Source organism: Novosphingobium profundi (genome assembly GCF_020524485.1).
Taxonomy (GTDB): domain Bacteria; phylum Pseudomonadota; class Alphaproteobacteria; order Sphingomonadales; family Sphingomonadaceae; genus Novosphingobium; species Novosphingobium profundi_A.
In genome coordinates this window covers 144,109-161,948 of record NZ_JAIVLF010000003.1, presented here as the reverse complement: position 1 = coordinate 161,948, position 17,840 = coordinate 144,109, and the positions used below count along the sequence as shown (strand labels likewise).

The following is a 17,840-nucleotide window of genomic DNA, read 5'->3' as shown; positions in this document are numbered from 1 at the left end:
AGAGAAGGTGGTGCCGGTTGCAGGAGTCGAACCCGCGGCCTGATGATTACAAATCAACTGCTCTACCAGCTGAGCTAAACCGGCACACGCTCTCACGAGACGGGGCCCTTACCAAGCTCGGGGCCATTTGGTCCAGCGGGATTTTCGCCAAGGTGGGGAAAAGCCGGACTTCTTAACTTTGGGAGGTTCCGCCGTGCTGCGCTTGCCAGTCCTCGTAGACGGGGCGGGGCATGTCGAACAGGTCGCTCTGGCGCGCGTACCAGCCGCCCCCGTGCATGCGCGCGACGAGGTCGAGGCCAACCGTGTCGACGTAGAGCTTCTCGGCGTCAATGTACTTATCCTGGATGTGGAAGTGGAGCACTTCGCCAAGGACGATGGTGGTGCTGCCTGCCGGGATCGCCTGATAGAGGCGGCATTCCATGGCAACCGGCGCATCGGCCAGGCGCGGCACGGCGACCGCGCTGGAGGGCACGCTCACAAGGTCGGCCAGCGCCGTCTCGTCGACATCGGCAGGCGCGTCCATGCACGTGATGTTCATCGCCGGCGCGAGCGCTTCGCTGACGAGATGGACGACGAATTCCCCTGTTTCCAGGATGTTCGATGCGGTGTCCTTGAGCTGGCCGTCGGCGCGGGTGATGAGGCCGAGCGCGATCAGCGGCGGGTTCGCGCCCATCGCGTTGAAGAAGCTGAAGGGGGCAAGGTTGCCGACCCCGGCCGCCGATTGCGAGGCAACCCAGGCGATCGGGCGCGGGGTGATGCTGGAGCCGAGCAGCTTGTAGCGTTCCTGCGGGCTCAGCGTCGCGAAATCGAAATCCATGGGGGCCTTCTCTCCTTGGGGCGCGTGTGCGGTGTGGTCCCGCCTAGCGCATCCGCTGTCTCTATAGGTGCGTCTGGATCACAGGGCGCCGAAGGTCCAGCCCTCGCGCGTGGCCAGTTCAGGGGTAAGTTCGGGAGGGTGCCACAGTTCCCGCCGCGCCGCGGCTGCGCGCAGCCAGGCGCTGGTCAGGAGCGCATCGGCGCTGTGGTCGTCGATCGGGCCGGTCTCGCCGCGTGGCAGCGATCCCAGTGCGGCCAGCGCGGTATCGAGGTCGCCCCGCTCGGTGATCTTGGCGCGGCCTGCCCGCCGTCCGGCCGCAACGGCGGCGAGCGTGGTGTAGATCTCGCAGACGAGACTTGCCGAACGGGGAAGCGGATCGATCGGCCAGACCGGGAGCGTACCTGTAAGGCGGTGGAGCAGGCGCATGCCGGTCAGGCTGGACTTGCCGACCTGCGCTGCGCCTACGAGGTTGAAATTGGAGTACGGCTTGCAGCCCAGGCGTGCCTGCGCCGCTTCGGTAACACGCAGGCGCCCGCGGCGGTGGTCGCTGCCGGGGAGGTGGAAGCGCTCCCCCTCGCGGCCGCCGTGTCGGCGGAAGTAGGGCGCGAAGTCGGGGTGGTCGACGAAGGCATTGGCGCCCAGGTCCTCATCCTCCTCGCAGATGCCCTCGATCCGTGCCCACAGTGCACGGGCCGTGTCCGGGCTTTGGGCAAGGCCGGGGAAGAACGCGCCCGCATCGGCAAAGGGAAGCGCGATGCCAAGATCGAGGCCGACCAGCGTGCGTGCGGGCAAGTCCTCGCGCAGGTAGCGCAGCACCTCTTCGCGCGACCAGCCGCGCCGGGAAGGCGGCGCCAGCAACTCGGGCGCGCCTGTCCCTTGCCCGCACAGGCCCAGCGCAATGCCCTTGTGATGGCGCCCGCGCGCACCCGACCAGTCGATGGCGAGGAAGTGGTCGAAGGAGGGGGACGCGGGCACTACCGGGCTCAGCCGCCGCGCCGTTCGACGCGCTTCTTCTGCCACCATTCGAGACGCTTCTTCAGTTCGCGCTCGAAGCCGCGCTCGTTGGGCTTGTAGAACTCCTGCGCGGGCACGCCGTCTGGCCAGTAGTTGTCGCCGGAAAAGGCGTCAGGCTGGTCGTGGTCGTAATGGTAGGCCGCGCCGTAGCCCATGTCCTTCATCATCTTGGTCGGCGCGTTGAGGATGTTCATGGGCGGGGCGACCGAGCCGGTCTCGCGCGCGAGCTCGGTCGCGGCGGCCTTGGCCATGTAGGAGGCGTTCGACTTGGGCGCGCTGGCGCAATAGATCACCGCCTGGGCGAGCGGGAGTTCGCCTTCGGGCGAGCCGAGAAACTCGAAGGACTGCTTGGCGGTCATCACCTGCACCATCGCCTGCGGATCGGCGAGACCGATATCCTCGCTCGCGATCGCGGCGAGGCGGCGCAGGATGTAGAGCGGCTCCTCGCCCGCCACCAGCATGCGCGCCATGTAATAGAGCGCGGCCTGCGGGTCCGAGCCGCGCACCGACTTGTGAAAGGCCGAGATGAGGTTGTAGTGTCCGTCGCGGTCCTTGTCGTAGACCGCCATGCGCCGCTGCAGGAACTTGCCAAGCGGGCCCGGACCCAGCGGTTCCTCGATGTGCGCGGCGTAGAGTGTCTCGGCCTGGTTGAGGAGGAAGCGCCCGTCGCCGTCGGCCGTGGCGATAAGCGCCGCGCGCGCCTCGTCGGTGAGGGGGAGCGGGCCTTCGAGCGCCTCGGCCTTGGCGAGCAGCGTGGAGAGCGCCACCTCGTCGAGGCGGTTGAGGACGAGCACCTGCGCGCGGCTGAGAAGCGCTGCGTTGAGGGCAAAGCTCGGGTTCTCGGTGGTGGCGCCCACCAGCGTGACCGTTCCGCGTTCGACGAAAGGCAGGAAGCCGTCCTGCTGGGCGCGGTTGAAGCGGTGAATCTCGTCCACGAAAAGCAGCGTGCGCTGGCCCGCCTTGGCCGCCGTTTCCGCTTCGGCAAAGGCCTTGCGCAGGTCCGCGACGCCCGAGAAGACAGCCGAGACCGCGGCAAAGCGCATGCCCACGGCCTTGGCCAGCAGGCGCGAGGTGCTGGTCTTGCCGGTGCCGGGCGGGCCCCACAGGATCATCGAGGAGAGCTTGCCTGCGGCCACCATGCGCCCGATCGCGCCTTCGGGTCCGGTCAGGTGCTCCTGGCCCACCACATCGTCCAGCGTGCGCGGACGCAGGCGGTCGGCCAGCGGGGCATCCTCGGCCAGCGGTTCCTCGCTCTCGGGCGGGGGCAGATCATCTCCGAACAGGTCAGCCATGGCGGTTCCCTAGCGCGTTGCGCGTACGAATGCATCGGTTCCGGCGCGGCGAAACAGCGCCTTACCCCGAAAAAGTGCGTGAGCGCGGCGCGGGTTGCCAAGCAGGAGCGGCTGCGTCAGAATTTGGGCCACTGCGCAAGTCAGGGCCGCGAGCGAGGTGCGTATGGTGGAGAAGGCACGGGCTCCGGCCTGGTATTGGATCGTGGCGGTCCTCGCTGTCATCTGGAACGGCTTTGGCTGTTTCGACTATGTGATGACGGTCACCCGCAACGCAGGGTATCTGTCCGCGTTCCCGCGCGAATACGTGGCCTATCTCGACACCTTGCCGCTGTGGCTGGTGGGGTTCTGGGCGCTAGGTGTCGGCGGCGGGCTGGCGGGGGCGCTGCTGCTATTGCGCCGGGCGCGCCTGGCCGCGGCGGCCTTCGGGGTCTCGCTCCTGGGGTTGGCGGTGACAAGTGTCTATCAGTGGAGCGACATCGAGGCGCCCGCACTCGGCAGCGCCGACGTAGCCATCAGCGTCGCGATCTGGCTGATCGCGCTTGCGCTGCTGCTCTTCGCGCTGCGGATGCTGCGGGCGGGCGTCCTGCGCTGAGCCCGCCGTGCCTCTCCGGTCTCAGGCCCGTGCGCGCTGGCGGATCAGGCGCAGGTAGGTGTCGGCGACGGCCTGGTTGATCTTGTCCCAGTCGAAGTCGTTGGCGCGCAGGGCTCCGGCCTCGCCGTGCGCGCGGCGCAAGGCCGGATCCTCGATGTAGTTGCGGATGGCATCGGAGAACTGGCTGACCGCGCCCGGCGGCACAAGCCGTCCCGAGACGCCGTCGGCGACCAGGCTCTGGCTGCCGGTGGCCGCCGCCGCGACGACGGGCAGGCCGCAGGCCATGACCTCGAGCGTGACGTTGCCGAAGGTCTCGGTGACAGACGGGTTGAACAGGACGTCCATCGAGGCCACCGCGCGGCCAAGGTCGGCGCCCTGCTGGAAGCCCACGAAGGCACCGTCCGGCAGGCGGCTCTCGAACCATTCGCGCGCGGGCCCCTCGCCGATGACGATGACCTTGAAGGGCGCGCCCCGGCGGCGCAGGTCATCGAGGGTGTCGGCGTAGACGTCGAGCCCCTTTTCCATGACGAGACGGCCCAGGAAGCCGATTGCGACCTCGTGGTCGGCGATGCCCAGGCTGCGTCGCCATTCCATGTCGCGGCGTTCAGGGTTGAAGGTCGTGCGATCGACCCCGCGCGACCAGATCGTGACGTCGTAGTTCATGCGCTGTTCGCGCAGGAGCTGCGCCATCGATTCGGACGGGGCTACCAGCGCATCGCAGCGGCGGTAGAAGCGGCGCAGGATCGCCTCGATCACCGGTTCGCCCCAAGCCATGTTGTAGTAGCGCAGGTACGTCTCGAAACGGGTATGTACCGAGGCCAGCACGGGCAGGTCCCGCTTGCGCGCCCAGGTGACCGCCCTGTGGCCGACCGGATCGGGCGAGGAGACATGCACCACGTTGGGGGCGAAGGACTTGAGATCGCGGCTCGCCTTGCCAGCAATGGCCAGCGGCACGCGGTACTCGGCGCGGCCCGGGATCGGCAGAGCGCCGACGCCGACAAGGTCGCCGGTTGCCGGGAAGGCCGGCTCCTTCACGACAGGCGCATAGACACGTACCTTCGCACCCTGACGGAGCAGGTAGTCGACTAGACGGTTGAGCGCCTGGTTGGCGCCATCACGAACGTAATTGTAGTTGCCCGAGAACAGGGCGATGCGAAGGTCGGAAATATCCATGGTGCGCGGCCCATAGCGTCCGCAGGCGGACTTGGCGAGGGGCTGCGGCGCGCTTTGCGCGCGTACGCGGTTGCCGTCCTCTCATCGCAAGGAGTGGCAACCGCGCCTGCTGCCCGTCCGGCTCAGCGCCGGCCGCGCCGATGATGGCCGTGCCGGCCGCGATCGTGGTGGCGGCCATGGCGGCGCGAATAGTGCCGCCCGCCACGCCAGTCGCGCCCACCCCGGCGCCAGTCGCGGCGGGCATGGTGACGGCGCGCCCGCCAGTCACGGCGATGGCTGCGGTAATAAGGTGCGTAGTAGCGGCTGTAATAGCGGTCGCGGTAATACCGGTTGGGACGGTCGGCGTAATAGTAGTAATAGCCGGGGCGCCCGCGAACGGTGACGTAGCGGCGCGAGGGGTACCAGTCGCGATCATAGTAGTAGCGGTCGTCGCGGTCTGCCAGGGCTGCGCCCACGGCAAGCCCAAGGACACCGGCGCCGATGGCAATGGCGGCGTCGTTGCCCCCATCGCGGTAACGGTCGCGGGCCATGGCCGGGGTGGCTGCGAGCAGGGCACCGGCCGCCGCCGCGGCGCCAATTCCCAGCTTCAAGCCTATGTTTCGAAACGCGGATTTCATCAAATTCAGCTCCCTTCCTGTGCCGGCCAAATACGGCGGGTTCGGCGGGCCGTGATGCCGCTCGGGCTAGCTCGTCGGGACTGAATGCCGACTGAATTGGGTGTTTGCAGGGATGGCGCGAGGCAGGTGTGCGGCGGCCTGATGTGCGCCGCGTTCTCTCATGACTCGAGCAGGTAAGACTTTCGTAGGTAAAAGTATCGCATTAGTGGACGCACAATGATTCGCCTCAGCATGTCTCTTTTGCGCCGTTCTGAAAGAGCCGCGCATGTGTCTGGACTGCTGCTGTTGCTTGTCTTTCTCATCTCTATGCTTCCGGCCACCTCTTCGGCTGCGACGTCGCATGTGCTCGCCCCGACATGCCATGCCGTGACGCCTCTGGGCCATCCCGGTGCGCCGCAAGCCAGCTTCCCACAATTCACGTGTGCGGGCGGGGCGCCCGAGCGCAGCCGTTACCAGCGTGCCAGCCTGTGGTACCGCATAGGCCTTGCCCAGTGGGACCGTGCCAACCATGCCGCAGAGGGCGGTCCGGTGTTGATGGTGGGGACATCGCGTTTCGATCGCCTCGAGGTCTATTTTCGCTACGCCGATGGCGAGGTACGGCGCCAGTCGGTGGTGCAGGGCGACTTTGGCGGGCACTGGCGCGCCGGGGGGCAGATCGCCTTCGAGCCGCCGGTGCGTGACCAGCCGCTCGCAGATATCGTGGTGCGCTTCGACCGGCTTGCGAGCGCCCGTCTGCTGCGCCTGCGGCTGGTCGATGTCGAGGATCTGCACTGGCAGGCAACGGCGCTTGCGGTTGCGGTGGGCGGTGCCCTGGTCCTGCTCGCGGTGGGGGCGATCTACAACCTGACGCTGGCCCTGACCGCGCACCGCCAGTTCGCGCTGTGGCAGAGTGGCTGGGCGGGGGTGATGTTCGTCTGGGGCGCTCTCTGGTCGCAACTGGCGCTGTTCATCTGGCCGGGAATGGCCGGGGCTCCGGCGGCGCAGGTGTGCACCATCCTGTCCTGTTTTGCCGTGGCACTGGCAACCCTGAGCGCGGTCACGGCGCTGGAAGAGGGCAAGCTGCCGGGGGGCTTGCGCCGGGCCGTACTGGCCCTGGCCGGGCTGATCGCGCTCGTTGGGATTCCCCTGGGTCTGCTGCGCACGGGGCCGATCGCGATGATCTCCAACCTGCTGGGCGTCGCGGTTCTTCTCGATCTACTGCTGGTGGCGCTGTGCCTTGCGCTCGCCTGGCGGCGGGGCAGCCGCAAGGCGCGGCTCTATACCGCGGCCTGGGCGCTGCCGATGGCCACGCTTGGCCTCATCGAGTTCGCCGACATCGATGTCTGGTTCTATGGCGCGGGTTCGCAGATCCTGGTGCTGTGCGCGGCGGCCTGGCAGACCATCATGCTGGCGGTCGCGGTTTCGAGAGCCAGTGGGCAGGTGCGCATCGAGCGCGATCTGGCGTTGCGCAGCGAAGCCCAGGCCCAAGCCCAGGCGCGCCTCGATCCGCTGACGGGCCTGCGCAACCGGCGCGGCTTCATGGAGGCCATCGCGCCCATGCTCGAGGCGGCAGATCGCGACGGGGCTTCCTTTGCGCTGCTGCTGTTCGACGTCGACCGCTTCAAGCTGGTTAACGACACGTATGGGCACGACATCGGCGATGACGTGCTGGTGGCCATTGCGCAGGTTCTGGCCGCGCGCGAAGGGCCCTACTGCCGGGTCGCGCGTCTGGGCGGCGAGGAATTCGCGATGGCCGTGGCCGGTATGTCGGGCTTTGCGCTGCGCCGTTTTGCCGACAGCGTGCGGCGCGCGGTCGAGGGAATCGAGCACACCGGCGTGCTGGCGGGGAGCAAGGTGACCGTTTCCATTGGCCTTGCCGGCGTGTCGGAGCAGAAGGACCGGACGCTCGAGGGCACCTTCGCGCCCCTGCCGACCTTTCGCGATTTCTACCACGACGCGGACGCGGCGCTCTACCGGGCCAAGCGCGAAGGTCGCAACCGGGTCGCGGCAGCCATGGACGGGGATAGCCCGGGAGAAGGCGACGGCGAAGGTGCCGAGGCCAGCGTGGTGCGCTGAGGCGCCTCAGCCGGGCAGGGCCCCTGTCTGGCGCAGCGCTTCGCCCAGGGCCAGCGCGGCTGCGGTCGCAAGATTGAGCGAGCGCACTTGTACGCGCAGCGGAATGCGCACGCGTGCATCACACACCTGCGCCACTTCGTCGGGCACGCCTGCGCTCTCCTTGCCGAACAGCAGGATATCGTCCGCGCGGTAGTCGAAGTCATAGGCGGACGTCGTCGCCTTCGTGGTGAAGAGCACGCGCCGCTGCCCGGCATGCGCGCCCTGGAAGGCGGCAAAGTCGGCGTGGCGGGTGAAGTCGACATGGTCGATGTAGTCCATCGCCGCGCGGCGCACCCGCCGGTCGTCCCAGGCAAAGCCCATGGGTTCGATGAGGTCGATGGCTGTCCCCAGGCACGCGCCCAGGCGCAGGACGGCGCCGACGTTGCCGGCGATCTCGGGTTCGTAGAGAGCAATGCGCATGGCTCCGCTTGGCGGGACGGGGCGCGGCTGGCAAGCCCCTGAGGCGAAGGGGAAGCGGCGTCGTTGTGGGTCGGGGCGTCTCTTTTTCCGATTCTGGCAACACTTCGTCACATTTCGGACGGGGGTTCGACACTGCACGTGTCCAGAAATGCGCCTGCCCATTGCGAAGAGAGGGGCACGCGTCTCATGCCTTCGGGCGGCTTTGGCTGCCGGGAGGAGGGGCCGGACGGGGCCAGAACGTCGGGGCCGGGGAGGACGCCCGGAGCCGCACGGGGCTGGCCTGCCCGAGTGCAATCCTTGCGCGCGGGGACGGCTATCCTGACGAAAGGTGGCCGTTTTCCTTCGTCGGATGCGGCCCCGGGAGCCTCTCCCGGGGAATTTCGTTTTCCTCCCGTCCTTTACTCCTCTCATCCCGTTTGCGTCCGGAATCGGGTGGGGGTATAGCCAGAGAAGAACCAGATGCTTGAGCCGATGAACGTGTCCTCCACCAATACCTTTTCCAGCCCGCCGCAGTCCGGCCCCGCCACCGTTCTTCTGGTCGAGGACGACGGCGCGCTGCGCACGCTGACCGCCCGCGCCCTGCGCCAGAGCGGCTTCAACGTGCTCACCGCGGCCACCGGCGCGGAGATGTGGGTGACCTTGCGCGAATCCCCGGTCAGCCTTGTCGTTCTCGACATCATGCTGCCGGGCACCAGCGGCTTCGACCTGTTCCGCCGCCTGCGCCGTGAGAGTGACATTCCCATCATCTTCATCAGCGCGCGCGGCAGCGAGGAGGACCGGGTGCTTGGCCTTTGAGCTGGGCGCCGATGATTACCTCGCCAAGCCTTTCAGCACGCGCGAGCTGGCCGCCCGTGTCAGCGCGGTCCTGCGCCGGGGCAACACCGTGGGTGAAAGCGTTGCCGATTTCGGGGGCGACACCCGTTCGGCCGACACCATCAGCTTCGATGGCTGGCAGCTGTCGCAGGCCCGCCGCGAACTGCGCTCGCCCGATGGCGCCATCGTCGATCTGACCGGCGCGGAGTTCGACCTGCTCTCCACGTTCCTGGGCTATCCCCAGCGCGTGCTGGGCCGGGAGCGGCTGATGGAGCTCTCGCGTTCGCGCATTGGTGACAGTTCGGATCGCAGCATCGACGTGCTGGTCAGCCGTCTGCGCCGCAAGCTCCAGGCCGAGGGCGGCGAATCGCCGATCGTGACCGTGCGCGGCGTGGGCTACATGTTCCGGGCCGAAGTGACCCGCCTCTGATGCTTCAGCGGGGGCTGGCCTTCGTCCGGCGCCTGGGATTGCCCGAGCGTCTGCTGGCCGTGCTCCTGCTGGTCGCGCTGGTCGATTTCGCGGCCAACACGCTCCTGTTCGAGAGCGCCAATTCCTTCGAGTTGCGGCGCGACGATGCCGAGCGCATTGCCGAGAACCTGCTGCTCGCTTCACGCGCGGTGGAGCGCGTGGCGCCCGAGGCGCGCCCGCAGGTGACCAAGGCGCTCAGCACCTCGCGCTTCACGCTTGAATGGATCCCCTCCAGCCGCCGTTACCGGGGGCCCGTGGGGCTTGCCAAGCTGCGCGAGCAGGTCGTCGCCTTCGAGCCCGACCTTGTGCGCTCGGATCTTGAACTGCATCTCGATGAGGTGCCCGGGCGCGGCAACATCGGCGGCTCGATGCTGCTGGCCGACAGCAGCGTCCTGAAATTCCACACCCACGCCAACGCGGCCTGGAAGCTGACGGCGGGACGGCTGGCGAGCATGATCCTGCCCACGCTGCTCCTGATCCTGCTGGCCTGGGTGCTGCTGCGCGCCGCGCTTGGGCCCCTGCGCTCGGTGATCGGGGCCACGCACGAGTTCGGCTCGGGGCCGCCACGCCTCGTGCCCGAACGCGGGCCCGATGAGATGCGCCAGCTCATCCGCGCGATGAACGCCATGCAGGAGCGCATCCACCAGTCGCTCAAGGACCGCACGCAGACGATGCTGGCGATCGGGCACGACCTGAAGACGCCGCTGGCGCGCATGCGCCTCAGGCTCGACGATGACCGCCTGGCCCCCGACATGCGTGAGGGGATGTCGCGCGACATCGACGAGATGCGCATGCTCATCGAATCGATCCAGGCCTATGTTGACACCGGCGGCGAGGCGATCCCGACCGAGCGCATCGACGTTGCCGTCATGGCCCAGACCCTCGTTGACACCCAGGCCGACCATGGCGCGGATGCGACCTACGAGGGGGCGTCCCACGCCGTGGTGCGGGCCCGTCCGGTGCAGATCCGGCGCGCGCTTTCCAATCTGATCGAGAACGCGCTGCATTACGGGGGCAACGTGCGCGTGTACCTGCGCAAGGACGGGGACGGGGTCGAGATCGTCGTCGAGGACGATGGTCCGGGCATCCCGGAGGAGCGCATCGCCGATGCCATGCAGCCCTTCGTGCGGCTCGACTCCGCCCGCGCGCGCGATACGGCGGGGATGGGCTTGGGCCTTCCCATCGTCCAGCGCGCGGTGCGCATGGAGAACGGGACGATCGACCTGCGCAACCGCGCCGAAGGTGGCTTGCGCGCAACGGTGCGGCTTCCCCTCGCGCCAAGCTCCTGAGTTTGTTTCAGAAAATGCAACAGGAATTGCTTTAACGGCAATCAGCAAGACTTCGTTACATTCACGAACATGGATGGACACCTGCCTGACATAGATTTCCGTGCAAGCTTGGCGTCTGTGTGCGCCGGGTTGCCCGATTCCTTTTGTGAGGTGACGAAACGTGAACGAACTCATTGGTCGCGTCTTCCATTTCGAGAAGTCCATCTTTCCGGCCAGCAGTGAGCTGTTCGGGAAACTCGCCACCCATGGTCAGTCGCCCAAGGCGCTGATGATTTCCTGCGCGGATTCGCGCATCGTGCCCGAGCAGATCATGCAGGCGCAGCCCGGCGACCTGTTCGTGTGCCGCAACGCGGGCAACATCGTGCCCACCTATTCCACCCACAACGGCGGCGTTACCTCGACGGTCGAATACGCCGTGGTGGCGCTGGGTGTCAGCGACATCATCGTGTGCGGCCACTCGGACTGCGGCGCGATGAAGGCGCTGGCCGATCCCACGGGGCTGGAGGCAATGCCCAACGTCGCGGGCTGGCTCAAGAACGGCGCGGCGGCCGAGCACATCGTCTCGACCTGCCACCCCGAACTAAACGGTGCCGAGCGCGTGCGCGCCATCACGCTCGAAAACATCATCGCGCAGATCGCGCATCTGCGCACCCATCCTTCCGTCGCGGCGGGTATCGCGCGCGGCGAAATCACCCTTCACGGCTGGTTCGTCGACATCCACGCCGGTCAGGTTCTCGGTCTCGATGGTGAGACCGGCGAATTCGTGGCCCTGCGCGAAGATCGCGAACTTCCCGTGGCCCTGCGCGCCAAGGCGCGCATCGCTACCGAACTTGCAGAGGCTGCCGAATAATGAGTACCTCCACCACCGCGCCGGCGTCCGAAGGGCGTACCGGCCTTTTCGCGCACTTCGGGCGTGACTTCACCGCTTCGATCGTGGTGTTCCTGGTGGCCATGCCGCTGTGCATGGGCATCGCCATTGCTTCGGGCGTGCCGCCCGAAAAGGGCCTGGTGACGGGCATCATCGGCGGCATCATCGTGGGCCTCTTTGCAGGCTCGCCGCTCCAGGTTTCCGGGCCCGCTGCGGGGCTTGCCGTCATCGTCTTCGAATTCGTGCGCGAGCATGGGCTCGAAGCGCTGGGTCCCGTACTTCTGCTGGCCGGCGTGCTCCAGCTTGTCGCCGGTTGGGCGAAGCTGGGCGGCCTGTTCCGCGCGATCAGCCCGGCGGTCGTCCACGGCATGCTGGCAGGCATCGGCGCGCTCATTGTGATCGGCCAGTTCCACATCCTCTTTGACAAAAAGCCGCTTTCCAACGGCGTCGAAAACCTCGCCGCGATTCCGGGCCGCGTCTTCGGCCTCGATTTCTCGAGCGCGGCGGCGACCGAGATCGCGCTGGGCCTGGGCGTTCTCACCATTGTCGTGATGGTCGGCTGGGAGAAGCTGCGTCCCAAATCGATGGCGCTTGTTCCGGGCGCGCTGCTCGGCGTTGTTTCGGCCACCGCAGTCGCCTGGGGCATGGGGCTCGACGTCGCGCGTATCGAGGTGCCCGCCTCGATCGGTTCGGCCTTCGCGCTGCCCACCAGCACCGCCTGGTTCGCCCCGCTTGCGAGCCCCGCGCTCCTCGTCACCGCGCTTGCCATCGCCTTCATCGCCAGCGCCGAGACGCTGCTCTCGGCCGCTGCTGTCGACCGTATGCACGACGGCGTGCGCACCAAGTACGACAAGGAACTGAGCGCGCAGGGCGTGGGCAACATGCTGTGCGGCCTTGTCGGCGCGCTGCCGATGACCGGCGTCATCGTGCGCTCCTCGGCGAACGTCCAGGCGGGCGCCAAGACGCGCCTGTCGACGATCTTTCACGGTGTCTGGATCCTGGGCTTCATCGCGCTGCTGCCCTGGCTCCTGCGCGAAGTTCCGATGGCCTCGCTTGGCGGTGTTCTGGTGATCACCGGCTGGCGCCTTGTCAGCCTCAAGCACGTCACACACCTCTACAAGAACCACGGGTATCTGCCCGCGGCGATCTGGGCGGTGACCTTCGTGCTGGTCGTCACGACCGACCTCCTGACCGGCGTTCTCGTTGGCCTTGCGCTCTCGGTCGTCGAACTGCTGCCGCACCTTCGCGACATCCGCCTCAAGGTGCACGAGCATGACGAGGAGCACGGCCGCCGCGTTGAGCTGCACGGGGCCGCGACCTTCCTGGGTCTCACCAAGCTCAACACCGTGCTGGAGCGCCAGCCCCACGGCGAGCCTGTTCACCTCGACCTCGAACGCGTGAAGGGTATGGACCACACCACGGCCGAAACGCTGGCCGAGTGGATCGCGCGCCGCCGCCAGGGTGGGCACGATGACCGCGTCACGGGGGATGCCTCGATCGTGGCCGCCATGCGCGCCTGAGGCCGCATTACCCTGAGTTTTGACATGCGAAGCGGCTCTTCGCTCGCGCCGGACCTGTCCGGCCGGGCGGAGAGCCGAATTCGTTTGCGATCCCAATATTGCGCTATTTGCACGACAAATATGCGTTTGTTGCAACAAGGCAACAATATTAGATCAAAGTGATCACTTATGAAATGAAGTGATTTGCAAAAGGGGGCGTTAAGCTTATTCCGAGCCTTGCTGTTTCGGAACGGGTCCACCTTGAAGTGAAGGCCCGGCGGGGGAGCCGCAGGATGGAACGTAAAAACCACATGAAAAATGAGGGACGTTCCAGAAATGAAGATTCGTATGCTCGCAGGCGCGGCCTGCCTTGCCCTTTCGTGCTTTGCCGTGGCCAATCCTGCGGCAGCCCAGGACGATTCCGGCCTCACCGTTTCCGGTGAAGCGACCCTGGTGACCGACTATCGCTACCGCGGCGTCTCGATGACCGACCGCGAAATGGCGATCCAGGCGGGCATTCAGGTTACCCATGACAGCGGCTTCTATGCCGGTACCTGGGGCTCGAACCTCTCGGGCTGGGGCACCTTCGGCGGTTCCAACACCGAACTCGATCTCTTCGCGGGCTACAGCACCGACATCGGCAACGGCATCAACGTCGATGCGGGCCTGACCTGGATCATGTTCCCCGGCGGCCTCGACACCACCGACTTCGCGGAACTCTACGCCACCGTTTCGGGCGATATCGGTCCGGTGAATGTCGGCGTTGGCATCAATTACGCGCCCAAGCAGGAAGCGCTCGGCACCTGGTATTACAGCGGCTTCTCGGACGGCTACGACGATCCGGGCGACAAGGGCGACAACCTCTACCTGCACACCGACCTCAGTGCGGGGATCCCGGACACGCCGCTGACGCTGAACGCGCACATCGGGTACTCGAACGGCAACGCAGGTCTCGGTCCCTGGGGTACCAGCCTCGCGCCGACCGGCGAATACGTCGACTGGAGCCTGGGCGCGGATTATGCGCTCGGCCCGCTGACGCTCGGCATTGCCTATGTCGACACCGACATCTCGCGCTCGGAATCGAACTACCTCGGTTCCGGCTTCCGTTCGAGCAAGAACGGTTCGGTGATTTCCGGCTCGACCGTGGTCTTCAAGGTTTCGGCCGGCTTCTGATCGCCTTTCCTTCGGGAATGCAGGAGGGCCCCTCGGCACATATGTGCCGGGGGGCTTTCCTTTTATCCGGTGCATGTGCGCATGCGTGGATTGCAGGGAGCCGGGCGCGGGGGCGGCGCGTTGCAAGGGCATCTGGCCCGAATTGCGGGCATCTTGAAAGACCCAAGGACCCCACATGCAACGCTTCACCGACAAGACCGTCATCGTCACCGGCGCCTCGAGCGGCATCGGCGCGGCCGCCATACGCCGCTTTGCCTCCGAGGGCGCCAACGTCGTTCTCAATGCCCGTTCGCGCGAAGATCTGGATGCACTCGCGGCCGATCTCGATCCGGCCCGAACGCTGTGTGTCGCAGGCGATATCGCGCAGATCGGGTTTCCGGACGATCTCGTCGCCAGGACGGTGGCGAAGTTCGGCGGCCTCGATGTGCTCTACGCCAACGCTGGCGTCGCGACGGCGGGACCGTTCGGCGAGGCCAGCGACGAGGACATCGACCGGGTGATCGATATCAACGTCAAGGGATCGCTGCGCTGCGCGCGGGCGGCTTATCCCGAGCTGAAGAAGAGCAAGGGCGCGATCGTCTTCACCTCCAGCGCTTCCGGGATCGGGGGCGACTACAACATGGTCATCTACACCGCCTCGAAGGGCGCGGTGACGCAGATGACGCGCTCGATGGCGCTCGAATGGGGACAGGATGGCATTCGCGTCAACGCGGTGTGCCCCTCGATGACGCGGACCAAGATGGCGGGCGACCTGATGGAAAACCCCGCGATCCAGGAGGCCTTCTACCAGCGCGCGGCGATCAAGCGCTTTGGCGAGCCCGAGGACGTCGCCGATGTCGTCGCGTTTCTCGCCTCGGACGATGCGCGCTTCGTGACGGGGGTAAACCTGCCGGTCGATGGCGGGGTGAGCGCCTCGAACGGCCAGCCCAACTTTCCCGCGCTCTCGTGAAGCCTTAGTAGCCGGTGTAGCGGCCCGGGCGGTGCCAGACGTAGAGGATGCCGCCCGTGGCCGCGACACCCAGCAGCGACCACAGCATGCGGGTGAGATCGAGACTGATGAGCGAGAAGGCGAGCACGCAGGCATCGAACAGCATCTGTGAACGGCCCGCGTTCCACCCGCGCGTGCGGTAGAGCCACAGGACGATGGCGCCCGATCCGCCCGAGCCCGCGGCGTGGCGGGCAAGGGCCAGTGCGCCCATGCCGATCACCGTCCCCCCGACAATGGCGGCCACCGGCGTGCTGATCCGGGCGATCTCGAAGACGTAGGGGGTGATCCCGGTCAGCGCGAAGACGCCGAAGGTGACGATCAGCGTCTTGACCAGGAAGGCGCGCCCCATCGCGCGGATGGTAATGGCCAGCATCGGCAGCGTCAGGCCGCCGTAGAGGACGCCGACGGGAAGGCCGGTCAGGTAGCTCAGCGTCAAGGCCATACCCGCAACGCCGCCCGTGGCAAGTTCGGCCTTCTGCAGGATGACCACGCCTAGCGAGAGCAGGACCGTACCCACGCACAGCGCATAGACGTCCTCGAACAGGCTGTGCGGCGTGCCATCGGGAATCGCCCCCTGACGTGCCCGGGTCAACTCGGGCCGGTCCATGGTCTCGGCGGGCACAGGGGTATCCGTCACAACGCAATCCTCTTCAAAGCCTTGCGCCTTTCCGGCACCGCGCCGCCGGATCATCCTGCCCCTGTTTTTATATTGCGCGATTGTAGTTCAAAATGCCTATCTTGTGCAAGGTAATATCTCTTCCGATTGCAACGGGAGGGCCGGGCATGCCGTGCGGTCAAGGGAAGGCGTTAGCCAAACGACAGGCATCTGAAATGGAAGAGTAAAAGGATAATTCCGAGGGCCATCGCCCTCGGGCTCCCGAAATCGGAGAGGGCAGGCCGTGCCCAAGAATAGGCGCCCTGCCGTCACCCTTGGCTTCCTGTGTTTCGCGGGCGTAGGTGCTATGGCGGCTGGGCGCCCTTGTAGGTCAGTCGAGAGCCGAATTGACCCGCCAGAGAGTGGCCCGCCCGGTTACGCTTGTTGATCCGATCGGCCAGCAGTCGGGATAGGTGGGAAGCGGACATAAAATTCAATCAGGGTCCCACCTTCAATTCGAGAAACTCGGATACTTCCATCTCAACTCAGCACGCCTGAGTCATGGGTAAAGCGCATTTGTTCAGTCGGGTTGTGAGAGTTCGTGTAGCAATGTAAAGAAAGGCCTGGTTGGTCTGACTTTACCTGTCAGTGCAATAGAAAAGTCTGTTTAAGGGGGGAGCCTTGAAGCAGATTGTCCACACGGCTTTTGTCGCTGTCGCACTACTGGTCGCCAGATCGCCGGCCATTGCGAACGATCTAGCTGACAACGTCGCCATCGTCGGAGCCGAAGTGCTTCAAGTGGACTGCGCGTGCTGGGCCAGCGCGCAGACGATCGTCTTGACCGGCAACCGTATTGCGGCCGTCGGCCCCCAGGATCAGATTGCTGTCCCACAGAACGCACGCCGTATCGATGCGAGCGGCAAATATGTGATTCCGGGATTGTGGGATGCCCATATCCATTCCCGCTACGAGGGCATCGATCATCTGCGTCTGCTCATCGCGCACGGCGTCACCGCCACGCGCGACTTGGGCGGACCGTGGGAACATCTGCCTGAACTCGTGCTCTGGCGCGATGAGATTGCGGCAGGGACGAGGGTCGGCCCAAGATTGTGGACCGCTGGCACGGTTCTGAACAACCCGGGTTCGGACTGGTCGCACATCACGATCGTTCACGAACCGCAAGAAGCACGCACCGCGGTACAACGACTGAGTCGCGAGGGTGCCGATTTCGTGAAAGTCTATTCCGATCTCAGTCCAGAAAACTATTACGCCATAATCGACGAGGCGAAGAGGCTCGGCCTGCAGGTCGACGGCCACGATCCCAGAACCATACCACCGCTGGAGGCTTCTAAGGCCGGGCAGCGCACGATCGAACACGCGCGCGAAGTGGCTCTGGCACTGGTGGACGGAGAAATTCCGGAACTGGAGAACGGCTACACCGATTGGGTCGCCCTTGAAGGGAGGCTTAGCGACGAAAAGGCGGACAGGTTGGCGAGGATCTTCCGTGAGAACGGAACATGGCTCGATCCGACATTGCACTTGAGGCGCCACTTCATCGCAATTGGCGAGAAAAGCGATACAGTCTTGGCCAGTCCGGCATTGCGCTTCATTCCAGCCCCCTATCTGAATGAATGGAGCCGCCGCGCTGAAGGCGAGACCTCAGTCGAAAAGTTGGCGCAGTGGCACGCAAATCTGGCGGTCGAAAGCGAGGCCGTGCGCATGCTTTCCGAACGAGGGGTGCCGATCATTGCCGGAACCGACACAGTGAAGCCCTTCTTCGTCCCGGGTTTCGCATTGCATGACGAACTGGCTGCATTGGTCGAAGCAGGTCTGAGCACGGGAGACGCGATCCGCGCTGCCACGATCACCCCCTCCCGGATGATGGGTGTGGAGGATTTGGGGCTGATCCAGCCAGGCTTTCTCGCTGACCTGCTGGTGCTGGACGGCGATCCATTGGCCAACATCGCCGAAACGCGCAACATCGTCGTCGTAGTCGCCAATGGGCGTGTTTTCGACCGCGCTACCTTGCAGGCACTGAAGGTCGACCTAGTTCGCGAAGCGGCATTATGGAACGGCGAGCCTACCGGTCGATAGGGTCTGCCCGCGATGCGTGGTCTGCTGTGTAAG

General features: G+C 66.0%; 15 protein-coding genes, 1 tRNA gene and 1 pseudogene. 9 read left to right on the top strand and 8 right to left on the bottom strand.

All coding sequences use genetic code 11. From position 1 onward, the window contains the following. Positions 1-8 precede the first annotated feature (8 nt). The 4 genes from LC060_RS06995 to LC060_RS06980 form a co-directional block, all read right to left on the bottom strand. Positions 9-84 (bottom strand) — tRNA-Thr (locus LC060_RS06995). Between the two features lie 88 nt (positions 85-172). After that, the gene (locus LC060_RS06990; protein WP_226633950.1) at positions 173-817 is read right to left on the bottom strand and encodes a flavin reductase family protein; all 645 of its coding nucleotides are present in this window, start codon (positions 815-817) and stop codon (positions 173-175) included. Positions 818-895: 78 nt separating this feature from the next. Further along, positions 896-1,840, bottom strand: coding sequence for a hypothetical protein (locus tag LC060_RS06985; protein ID WP_226633948.1), 945 nt, complete (start codon positions 1,838-1,840; stop codon positions 896-898). Next, positions 1,801-3,123, bottom strand: a complete 1,323-nt coding sequence (locus LC060_RS06980) for a replication-associated recombination protein A (RefSeq protein WP_226633946.1) — start codon at positions 3,121-3,123, stop codon at positions 1,801-1,803. Before LC060_RS06980 ends, LC060_RS06985 begins: the two co-directional genes overlap by 40 nt. Positions 3,124-3,286: 163 nt before the next feature. Between LC060_RS06980 and LC060_RS06975 the strand changes: the two genes are divergently transcribed. Next, positions 3,287-3,715, top strand: coding sequence for a hypothetical protein (locus LC060_RS06975; protein WP_226633945.1), 429 nt, complete (start codon positions 3,287-3,289; stop codon positions 3,713-3,715). Positions 3,716-3,736: 21 nt separating this feature from the next. Here the strand turns inward: LC060_RS06975 and LC060_RS06970 are convergent, their stop codons facing one another. Beyond that, the gene (locus tag LC060_RS06970) at positions 3,737-4,888 is read right to left on the bottom strand and encodes a glycosyltransferase family 4 protein (protein ID WP_226633943.1); all 1,152 of its coding nucleotides are present in this window, start codon (positions 4,886-4,888) and stop codon (positions 3,737-3,739) included. 122 nt (positions 4,889-5,010) lie between these two features. Next, on the bottom strand, positions 5,011-5,478 hold the full coding sequence (locus LC060_RS06965; RefSeq protein ID WP_226633941.1) for a hypothetical protein: 468 nt from the start codon (positions 5,476-5,478) through the stop codon (positions 5,011-5,013). A 294-nt stretch (positions 5,479-5,772) separates the two neighbouring features. Here LC060_RS06965 and LC060_RS06960 point away from each other — a divergent pair, with 294 nt between their 5' ends. Then, positions 5,773-7,560 (top strand): sensor domain-containing diguanylate cyclase, encoded by a 1,788-nt coding sequence (locus LC060_RS06960; protein ID WP_226633939.1) that lies wholly within the window; start codon positions 5,773-5,775, stop codon positions 7,558-7,560. A 6-nt stretch (positions 7,561-7,566) separates the two neighbouring features. On the opposite strand, the gene LC060_RS06955 is transcribed toward LC060_RS06960, so the two are convergent. Further along, complete coding sequence (locus LC060_RS06955; protein ID WP_226633937.1) at positions 7,567-8,019, bottom strand: tRNA (cytidine(34)-2'-O)-methyltransferase; 453 nt, start codon at positions 8,017-8,019, stop codon at positions 7,567-7,569. Positions 8,020-8,490: 471 nt separating this feature from the next. Here LC060_RS06955 and LC060_RS06950 point away from each other — a divergent pair. The 6 genes and pseudogenes from LC060_RS06950 (at position 8,491) to LC060_RS06925 (ending at position 15,079) form a co-directional block, all read left to right on the top strand. Continuing rightward, positions 8,491-9,262 (top strand): annotated as a pseudogene (locus tag LC060_RS06950) (response regulator transcription factor). Further along, on the top strand, positions 9,262-10,590 hold the full coding sequence (locus LC060_RS06945; RefSeq protein ID WP_226633935.1) for an ATP-binding protein: 1,329 nt from the start codon (positions 9,262-9,264) through the stop codon (positions 10,588-10,590). The pseudogene LC060_RS06950 and the gene LC060_RS06945 overlap by 1 nt, the downstream one beginning before the upstream one ends. A gap of 160 nt (positions 10,591-10,750) precedes the next feature. Beyond that, entirely contained in the window at positions 10,751-11,440 is a 690-nt protein-coding gene (locus LC060_RS06940) for a carbonic anhydrase (RefSeq protein ID WP_226633932.1), read from the top strand. After that, the gene (locus LC060_RS06935; protein WP_226633930.1) at positions 11,440-12,978 is read left to right on the top strand and encodes a SulP family inorganic anion transporter; all 1,539 of its coding nucleotides are present in this window, start codon (positions 11,440-11,442) and stop codon (positions 12,976-12,978) included. The genes LC060_RS06940 and LC060_RS06935 overlap by 1 nt, the downstream gene beginning before the upstream one ends. Before the next feature lie 315 nt (positions 12,979-13,293). Beyond that, positions 13,294-14,130 carry a TorF family putative porin gene (locus LC060_RS06930; protein ID WP_226633929.1) on the top strand — a complete coding sequence of 279 codons (837 nt, stop codon included), beginning with the start codon at positions 13,294-13,296 and terminating at the stop codon, positions 14,128-14,130. A gap of 175 nt (positions 14,131-14,305) precedes the next feature. Continuing rightward, entirely contained in the window at positions 14,306-15,079 is a 774-nt protein-coding gene (locus LC060_RS06925; RefSeq protein ID WP_226633927.1) for an SDR family NAD(P)-dependent oxidoreductase, read from the top strand. 4 nt (positions 15,080-15,083) lie between these two features. Here the strand turns inward: LC060_RS06925 and LC060_RS06920 are convergent, their stop codons facing one another. Further along, positions 15,084-15,755 carry a YitT family protein gene (locus LC060_RS06920; protein ID WP_226633925.1) on the bottom strand — a complete coding sequence of 224 codons (672 nt, stop codon included), beginning with the start codon at positions 15,753-15,755 and terminating at the stop codon, positions 15,084-15,086. A gap of 639 nt (positions 15,756-16,394) precedes the next feature. Here LC060_RS06920 and LC060_RS06915 point away from each other — a divergent pair. Then, positions 16,395-17,807, top strand: a complete 1,413-nt coding sequence (locus LC060_RS06915) for an amidohydrolase family protein (RefSeq protein ID WP_226633923.1) — start codon at positions 16,395-16,397, stop codon at positions 17,805-17,807. The last annotated feature ends 33 nt before the right edge of the window (positions 17,808-17,840 follow it).